General features: G+C 69.4%; 8 protein-coding genes and 1 pseudogene (1 of these 9 only partly in view). All 9 read right to left on the bottom strand.

What is annotated here, in order from left to right; genetic code table 11:
- A pseudogene (locus tag QZV94_RS02550) lies at positions 1-461 on the bottom strand (efflux RND transporter periplasmic adaptor subunit) (it extends 1,016 nt beyond the left edge of the window).
- Positions 458-1,669: a TolC family protein gene (locus QZV94_RS02545; RefSeq protein ID WP_293676228.1), complete on the bottom strand. Its 1,212-nt coding sequence runs from the start codon at positions 1,667-1,669 to the stop codon at positions 458-460. Before QZV94_RS02545 ends, QZV94_RS02550 begins: the two are co-directional and overlap by 4 nt.
- 109 nt (positions 1,670-1,778) lie before the next feature.
- Positions 1,779-2,033 (bottom strand): hypothetical protein, encoded by a 255-nt coding sequence (locus QZV94_RS02540; RefSeq protein WP_293676227.1) that lies wholly within the window; start codon positions 2,031-2,033, stop codon positions 1,779-1,781.
- Positions 2,034-2,148: 115 nt separating this feature from the next.
- The gene (locus QZV94_RS02535; protein ID WP_293676226.1) at positions 2,149-2,883 is read right to left on the bottom strand and encodes a hypothetical protein; all 735 of its coding nucleotides are present in this window, start codon (positions 2,881-2,883) and stop codon (positions 2,149-2,151) included.
- A gap of 41 nt (positions 2,884-2,924) precedes the next feature.
- Positions 2,925-4,166: a type II toxin-antitoxin system HipA family toxin gene (locus tag QZV94_RS02530; RefSeq protein ID WP_293676225.1), complete on the bottom strand. Its 1,242-nt coding sequence runs from the start codon at positions 4,164-4,166 to the stop codon at positions 2,925-2,927.
- A 2-nt stretch (positions 4,167-4,168) separates the two neighbouring features.
- Entirely contained in the window at positions 4,169-4,498 is a 330-nt protein-coding gene (locus tag QZV94_RS02525) for a helix-turn-helix transcriptional regulator (protein ID WP_293676224.1), read from the bottom strand.
- A 579-nt stretch (positions 4,499-5,077) separates the two neighbouring features.
- On the bottom strand, positions 5,078-5,851 hold the full coding sequence (locus QZV94_RS02520) for an amino acid ABC transporter ATP-binding protein (RefSeq protein WP_293676223.1): 774 nt from the start codon (positions 5,849-5,851) through the stop codon (positions 5,078-5,080).
- A complete protein-coding gene (locus QZV94_RS02515) occupies positions 5,848-6,837 on the bottom strand; it encodes an amino acid ABC transporter permease (protein WP_293676222.1) in 990 nt (329 codons plus the stop codon). Before QZV94_RS02515 ends, QZV94_RS02520 begins: the two co-directional genes overlap by 4 nt.
- A gap of 80 nt (positions 6,838-6,917) precedes the next feature.
- The gene (locus QZV94_RS02510; protein WP_293676221.1) at positions 6,918-8,081 is read right to left on the bottom strand and encodes an amino acid ABC transporter permease; all 1,164 of its coding nucleotides are present in this window, start codon (positions 8,079-8,081) and stop codon (positions 6,918-6,920) included.

Genomic DNA, 8,081 nt, shown 5'->3' with positions numbered 1-8,081 from the left:
CCCAGCGGTGCGCCGGCCCCCACGATGTCGCCGGGCGCCCGGCCATAAACCCGCTGGACGAAACCAGCCGTCCTGGCCTGCACGACGGCCACGTCGCGCTCGTTGAATGCGATGACGCCGGTGGCGGAGACGTTGCTGGCCAGCGCGCCCCGCTCAACGGTCGCCAGCCGAACCCCGAGGTTCTGGGTTTTCGCCGGATCGATCTGCACGCCGGGTCCGCCCGACGCTTCGCCGGCGTATTTCGGGACCAGCTGCATGTCCATGAACGGCGACTTGCCCGGCTTGTCGAACTTCTGGCCCGGGTACATCGGGTCGTACCAGTAGAGCACTTGCTTGCCGCTCACTGGAGCCGGACCGTTGAGAGTCGGCGAAGGCGTGGTCATTCGCCCGACGCCGAAGCCCACCGCCGCGGCGATTGCGAGCCCAGCCGTGCTGAGGAACAGGATGCGTCTGCGGGTCATCGGTCGCTCCCATAGGTCAGGACGATGCGGGCCCCGTCGCGGAGGGTCATGGCCTCGCGCTCCAGCGCCTGCAGCTTGGTGTCCGCCAGGTCGGTGAGCGCGACCATCACGTCGCCGAAGGCGGCGCGACCGGCGGCGTAGCTGGACACCTCCAGGTGTCCGCGCTGCTCGGCGGCCGGGACCAGCACCTGCACGGATCGCACCCACTGCTGGTGATGCATGTCGTGGTCGGACAGGTCGCGTTCCAGCGCCGCCGCCAATGCGCGACGGGCATCTTCCCGCTCCAACCGCACACGGCTGACGTCGGACATCCGGGCGGCGATCAGGGGGTCCTGCCGGCCCCGCGCGAACAGCGGCAGGCTGACGGTGACGCCCGCCGACACCATGTCGCCGAACATCGGGTCCCGGCGGCCGTAGGAGACGTCGAAAGCCCAGTCCGGACGCCGCGCGGCCCGGGCGGCGTCAGCTTCCGCCTCGGCGCGCCGGGTGGTGGCCTGGTAGGCGATCAGTGTCGGCAACGCATTCAGCCCGGATCGAAGCGCCGCGGGTTCTATGACGAACGTCGGCATCGCTCCGGCGGCGGTGGGCGTGGGGTCGCCGGTCCAGCGGGCAAGCTCCGCGCGCGCCTTGGCCTGGTCCGCCACAAGCGTGCTGCGCATGTCCTCGAATTTCGCCCTCAGCCGGACGGGTTCCAGGCCCGCGGCCGGCCGCGCCGCCCCGGAGGCGATGCTGGCGGGCTGGCCTTCCCAAAGCGATTTCAGGCCGGCGGTGAGCTGGTCGAGGGTCGCGAGGCGGCGCTCGGCATAGGCCAGGTCGATCCAGGCCAGAGCGGCGGCGACCCGCACGTTGCGGGCCTCCAGCTGCGCTTCCGCCTCGGCCAGGCCGACATCGGCTTGGGCGCCGGAGACCGCCGCGCGTCGGCGCGCGGCGTTGGGCACCTCCTGCATGATCCCGATCCGGGCCATGGTCATGTCGTCGGCGTCGAAGCGCCCCGCGGGCGGCCCGGATATCGGGAAGTTGTCGATCCCGACGGCCAGCTTCGGATCCGGCAGGGTCCCGGCCGCCCGGGCGGCGGAACGGCTGGCCGTCACCTGCAAGGCCTTGGCATGCACGCTGGGGGCGTCCCGCTCGGCCAGCGCGATGGCGCCGGCATAGGTCATGGGGTCGGCGTGCGCGGTCGTCGCGAGCAGCGCGACCGCCAGGGGCATCAAGATTCGCATATTTCCTCACAATGGCGACCGGGGCAGCGGCGTCCCGCCTCAGGCGACCGGGGCGGAGCGTCTGGACCCTGCCGTCGTCGACAGGGCCTTCCCGCGATCAGCCTTGAGCTTGCGGCTTGTCGGCCTTGGGGTGCGCGCAGTGCGCGGGGTCCATCGGGCAGTCGGGCCTTTCAGCGCTCACCTGCATCTTCGGGACCTTCACGATGCGCACGAAGACGTCCTTGCCGTTGGGCGCACGGACGGCGCGGGTGGCGTACGCGCCGCCGGCGGGGGCCGCGCCGGCGGCTGAGCCTGCAAAGGTCGCGAGGGCGAGGCCGCAGATGGCCGCCGGCAGAACAGTCGAGAGGTTCATGATCGTCTAACCTGAATGAGTTGGATGGCCGCGCACGGATGCGCGGTGCTCGCAGGCGGCCCGGATCCCTTGTCGGGACGGACAGGCATGGTCCTGCAGCCGCCGGAGCGGCCTCTCAGGCTAGGGTTCGGGGCGGTCGCTTCAGGCCAGGCGGCGCGTGGGCGTGGAAGGCCCTGGACGGACTTGTCTCGAGGACCAGATGTCCCGCGGCCGGGATTGCGGGCGCCGCGAGTTCGATAAGGGCCGCCGGGCTGACGCACATGAGGGCGCAGGCCTGCGCGCAGGCCTTGCTGTCGTGCTTCGGCGGCGCCTCGGGCTGGTCGTCGCAGCAGCTGTGATCCGGGGCCGTGTCGCCCTGCGCGGCTGCCTCCATGGCCATGCTCATGACCATGGCGCCCTCGCCGTGATGCGCGCAGGCCGCTGTTCCTGCGGCCGCGGCCGCAGGAGAGAGGACGAGGCCCAGGACGGCCAACATGGCGAGCAGAAGTCGCATCAGCGCCAAGTATGACCGCTGCATCGTCAAGGTCACATGAATTTTCGGGAAGGCCGCCTGCGATGGGAGAGCCTGCCTCGGGCGGCTCCAGCGGCATGCGGAGCACGGGTGTGGCGCTTCGAATCCCAATCGCCAGCCCCGCAAGAGCGACGGCGCACCGTCTGAGCCAGTGAACCCGCCGGCAGGATCGGGCTTCAGACCCGCGGTCTTCCGGTCACCCGATGGCGGCCCCCTTGGCGAGGCTTGTGAGAGGAGCCACCGGCGTCCGACCGCCCGAACGACGGCCAGGATCACCAGCATCACCAGCATCACCAGGATCACCAGCATCACCAGGATCACCAGGATCACCACGATCACCAGGATCAGCAGCAGCAGCGGCGCCCTGGGCGCCCAACAGGTTAGGCGGTGGCCCGAGCGAGGTCCTCATGTTCGAAGGCGCTGGACATCCGCTCGAGCTGGTTGCCGGTCAAACCATACCCGCCGGCGATCTCGCGCCACGTGGCGACAGCCGCTCCGACCCCCTTCGCAATGGCCGTGGCTTCTGAGTGACTTAGCCCGAAGTACGGCGCCGCGACCATGGCGGTCTCAAGTGAGCTGTCCTGGTCGGTCGCGTTCAAGGCCAGGGCGTGCACGCGCGGTTTCACATCTGTGGGCATGGGATTGAGGTCGTAGGCCGGCGAAAGTCGCCAGCCGCCGGGCTCGCGCAGGAAGCCGTGGTTTCGCAGGTGATCGTCGGTGTTGGAGATGAGGATGTTGAAGACCATCCGCCGCCACAGCTGGGCGGCGTCGCCGGGGGCGTCGGCGCCATCCTGGCGCAGCACGTCCACGAGCTCGAGGTAGCTGCGGGTTTCGCCGTCGCTGGCGCTGAGCGCGGTCAGCGCAGAGCAGAAGGGACGGCGCGCGCCGTCTGGGGTGCGGTCGAAACGCGACATCATGAATACAGGCCGCTTGGCGACCTGCTGCAGTCGGAAGGGAGGCACGGTGATACCCGCGCGCTCGGCCAGGGTCATGGCCACCGCCTCCCACGTGGGAACCGGCCAGTCGTCGGTCTGGCTCGGGAACTTGGCCATCAGCAGGGCGCCGTCGGGTCCGAGGACGGAGGCCTTGGGGCGGGCCCCGCCCAGCGAGCTGCCGGGCGCGAGCAGCAGGCGCAGGTCTTCGTCGGTCTCGCGGTCGTCGATGATCCGTCGCGCGGCGCCCAGCAGGCGGGGCAAGGCCACAATGGGCGGCACCGGTTGGGTGTCGACGGCCTGGAAGGCGTCGGTCCCGACGTCGCGAAAGCGCAAGGCGCCCAACCGGGTCTCGTCGTCCACCAGCATCAGGAAATCGGCGTCGAGGAGGGTGCGCGGCGCGCGGCCCTCCATCTTGGCAAGGTGGCGCTCGCGCCGGCCCATCAGGTTGCGGCCCCAGCGGTCCGGTGCGGGGTCGCTGAAGGCGTTGAACAGGCCGCCATCCCAGTGGGCGTCGCCGCGGACCAGGGGCAGGTTGGGGTCGAGCGCGAAGGCGCCGGCAAGGCCGAGCCAGGCTCGGTCGTAGGCGAAGGAGCAGGTCTGGCGCGCGCCTCGGGCGCGGGCCCACAGGCGTCCGACCGGCCCGGTTTCCCCCGCCCAGTCCATCTGCACCTCGATCTCCCGGTCCATGGTCAGCGGACCCCGACGCTGTCGCGCACCCGTTTCGGCAGTTTCTCTTCCGCCAGGGTCAGTCCGACCTGGTCCGTCGCGGGGTCGGCCAGCGTCTGGAGCCGGTCCGCGAAGCCCAGGACGAACAGCACGGTGGCGTAGATGCCGAGCGCGACGCCCGGGTCTCCGCGCTCCACGCGGGTGATGGTGTTCCGGCCGACGAAGGCCCGCTCCGCCAGGGTGGCGACGGTCATGCTCCGGCGGCGGCGCGCGGTGGAGATGTCGCGCCCGAGGGTCGCGAGGGCGCGGCGGACGGGCAGCGGGAGGGCCGATTGGGCCTTGGACGCTTTCATGGGTGCACCAAAAATGTAGCGTTAGGAGAGCTAAGGCATGTTTTCTGGTGCAGCAAGGGCTTATACAATCCTAATGCGTCGATTGCTGCACCATAAATGATGCGAAAAGGCAGTTAAGGCACGAAATCTGGTGCAGGACATTTGAGGGCGAGAAGGTCTGGCCTCGGCGTCCGCCCGGTCCAAAGATCCAGCAGGAGAGCCCAATTGCGAAAAGCCCCCGATCCTAGGGACCGGGGGCTGTTGCGCGACCTACAAGTCGGGGGGCGTTCGGCCGCGCGCCTCCAATCAACGGCAGGGGCGCGCCGCAGTTCCCACAGGCGCAACGTTCTTCGGACAGGTTCTATGCGCCCGGGCGAACCCGGAGCGCAACGCCACGGCGAGCTTGAGGCCAATCCACTCGCCCAAGGTGAAGTTGATCCGGCGCAGAGCTGTTCTTCTCTCGTGCGACTTGTCTATTAAGTCGGCGCCCCGGACCAGAGCTGCATATTCTCAATCGGAGCCAAGAAAGCCATCCGTCGAGCTGCTCCGAAGCGTGGGTCGGGCTGGACGTGGGGGCCGCCGGGGGGTGGCTGACCTGGCCTAGTGAAGCAGTTGGCCGAGGAAGGCCTGCGTGCGGGCGTGGCGCGGATGCTCGAAGAACTCGCCGGGCGGTGCGGATTCCACGATCTGCCCCTCGTCCATGAAGATGACCCGATCCGCGACCCTGCGGGCAAACCCCATCTCGTGAGTGACGGCCAACATGGTCATTCCGTCGGACGCCAGGGCGATCATGGTGTCCAGCACCTCCTTCACCATCTCGGGGTCGAGGGCGGAGGTGGGTTCGTCGAAGAGCATGATCGAGGGCCGCATGCACAGCGCCCTGGCGATCGCGACCCGCTGCTGTTGTCCCCCGGAAAGCTGCGCTGGGTGCTTGAGGGCCTGCTCGGCGATCCGCACCCGTTCCAGGTAGGACATGGCGAGCGCGTCGGCCTCGGCCCGGGTGGCGAGGCCCGTCTGGACCGGCGCCAAGGTGCAGTTCTGCAGCACGGTCAGGTGCGGGAAGAGATTGAAGCTCTGGAACACCATGCCCGCCGCGCGCCGGATCGCCTGCAGCGCCTTCGGGTCGGCGGTGGCCTCGCGCCCGTTCACCGTCACGGCGCCAGCCTGGTGCCGTTCCAGCTGGTTGATGCAGCGGATGAGGGTGGACTTCCCCGAGCCGGAAGGTCCGCAGATGACGATCCGCTCGCCGCGCGCCACCGTCAGGTCCACGCCGCGCAGCGCGTGGAAGCCGCCGTACCACTTGTGGACCGCGCGGAGTTCGACGGCGGGCCCGGACGCCTCGGTCGTGGCTGGCCCGGTTGCGGACTGGGTCATGAGCTGTCCTTGCTTCGCGACTCGAGCGCCTGGGCGAACCGGCCGAACCCAAAGCAGAGCGCGAAATAGATGGCCGCGATGAAGGCATAGGTCTCCAGCGCCGGAGAGCTCCACTCGGGGTCAGCCAGGGCCGCCCTGCCGGAACTGATGAGGTCGAAGAGCCCCACCACCATCACCAGGCTCGTGTTCTTGATCATGACGATGATGGTGCTGGTGAGGCTCGGGATCACGATCGCGATCGCCTGGGGCAGGATGACGTGCCGCTGGGTCCGCCAATAGCCGAGCCCCAAAGCCTCCGCCGCTTCGTACTGGCCCCGCGGCATGGCCTGCAGGCCGCCCCGGATGACCTCGGCCAGGTAAGCCGCGGCGAACAGCAGGAGCGCAATCAACGCGCGGAAGAACTTGTCGGGCAGCAAAGCCTCCGGAAGCAGCAGTGGCAGCATGATGGAAGCGATGAACAGGATGCTGAGTAGCGGCAGGGCCCGGGTGAGTTCGATGAAGAGGACGCAGAGCGTGCGGATCGCCGGAAGCCAGGAGCGGCGGCCGAGCGCAAGCAGCATAGCCAGAGGGAAGGCTCCGCCGATCGCGGTGACCGTCAGGATCAACGTCACGGGCAAGCCGCCCCACATGGTCGTGGCGACGAAAGAGAGGCCGCCGAAGCCGCCGAACATGAGCATCAGGACGCCGGGCAGGGCGACCACCCACACGATCGCCAGGCTCGGCCGCCAGGCTGCAGGGCGCAGCGACCAGCCCAGGAGAGCGAGCAGAACGGCGCAGACGAGCATCGGCCGCCAGCGCTCCTCGATGGGGTAGATGCCGAACAGGATCTGGCCGCTCTTGGCGGCCACGAAGCTCCAGCAGGCTCCGGATACGTCGCGGCAGGCGGCCGGGTTCGCCGGCAGCACGACCGCGTCGAACACCGCCCAGCGCAGAAGCGGTGCGGCGAGGGACCATACCGCCCACGCCACCAGCAGAGTCAGGAGCACATTCAACGGGCTGCCGAACAGGCCCCGGACAAGACGTGTCGACCGAGCGGCGGGACGCGGGGGGAGAACGGCGGCGTCCGTCATGCGCGGCCCACCAGCTGGACCTTGCGGTTGTAGAGGTTGAGCACGCCTGAAAGGGCCAGGTTGATGGCCGTGTAGACGAGCACGATGATCAGGGTGCCTTCGATCGCGTGATTGGTGCGGTTGATCACCGTGCCCATCACCGTCATGAACTCAGAGTAGCCGACGGCGATCGCCAGGGTGCTGTTCTTGACCGTGTTGATGTACTGGCTCGTCATCGGAGGGATGATGACGCGCAGCATCTGCGGCGCGACCACGAGGCGCAGGATCTGGCGTTCGCGCAGCCCGAGCGCGCGGCCCGCCTCCCACTGGCCACGAGGCACCGACTGGATTCCGGACCGGACGATCTCGGCCACGAAGCCCGCGGTGTAGACGGTCAACCCGAACAGCGCCGTCGCGAACTCCGGCGTAAGCCGCGCGCCGCCTACGATCTTGTCTCCCTCGACCAGCGGCAGCTCGAACCCTGCCCCTGGAGCGAGCGCCGCCCCGAGCCAGGCCACCCCGATCGCTGCGAGCGCCGCCGACCGGTACGGCGCTCGTCGCCCGGCGCGCGCGGCGCGCCGCGCCGCTAGGGACGCCGTCAGGTAGAGACCAGCTGAGAGTGCAACAGCAGCCAGCAGCGCGAGCGGGGGCAGTCCGAGAGAGAGCTTGGGAACCGCGAGGCCACGGATCGAGGCGAGTACGCCGGGCGCCACCTCTCGAGGAGCCTCGGCGGGCATCACCTGTCCCCAGAAGGCATACAGGAAGATCAGCAGCAGGAGCGGCGGGGTGTTGCGCACCGCCTCGACCCAGATGGCCGCCAGCGCCGCGACCAGGGGGTTGGTGCTGAGCCGCGCCACGCCCAGCGCCGCGCCCAGGACGGTGGCCGCGATGCAGACCAGGGCGGAGAGGAACAGCGTGTTGGCGATGGCGACGAGGATCGCGCGGAGATAGCTGTGATCGGGGACGAACGGGATGACCGTGTCCGCGATCTTGAAGCCGGACCGGTCGTTCAGGAATTCAAAGCCGACCGGGATTCCACGCAGCTGCAGGTTCGAGGCGGTCGTCACGGCCACCAGCGCCAGGGCCGCAGCGACGAGCGCCAACGCCCCCGACTGGATTGCGATAGCCCCGCGCGAGGCCGACTGGGCGCGAGGCGGCGCTGCGGCGGTCGGCGCGGTCAT

This window comes from uncultured Phenylobacterium sp., from assembly GCF_902826855.1.
Lineage (GTDB): Bacteria > Pseudomonadota > Alphaproteobacteria > Caulobacterales > Caulobacteraceae > Phenylobacterium.
Note: the sequence above shows the minus strand (reverse complement) of the source record. Positions and strands in the feature narration are given on the sequence as shown.

What these genes read in the sequence shown, in the direction of transcription:
- QZV94_RS02545 (WP_293676228.1), bottom strand. Translation starts at nt 1,669, where the DNA reads ATGCCCCTGGCGGTCGCGCTGCTCGCGACGACCGCGCACGCCGACCCC.
- QZV94_RS02540 (WP_293676227.1), bottom strand. Translation starts at nt 2,033, where the DNA reads ATGAACCTCTCGACTGTTCTGCCGGCGGCCATCTGCGGCCTCGCCCTC.
- QZV94_RS02530 (WP_293676225.1), bottom strand. Translation starts at nt 4,166, where the DNA reads ATGGACCGGGAGATCGAGGTGCAGATGGACTGGGCGGGGGAAACCGGG.
- QZV94_RS02525 (WP_293676224.1), bottom strand. Translation starts at nt 4,498, where the DNA reads ATGAAAGCGTCCAAGGCCCAATCGGCCCTCCCGCTGCCCGTCCGCCGC.
- QZV94_RS02520 (WP_293676223.1), bottom strand. Translation starts at nt 5,851, where the DNA reads ATGACCCAGTCCGCAACCGGGCCAGCCACGACCGAGGCGTCCGGGCCC.
- QZV94_RS02510 (WP_293676221.1), bottom strand. Translation starts at nt 8,081, where the DNA reads ATGACCGCGCCGACCGCCGCAGCGCCGCCTCGCGCCCAGTCGGCCTCG.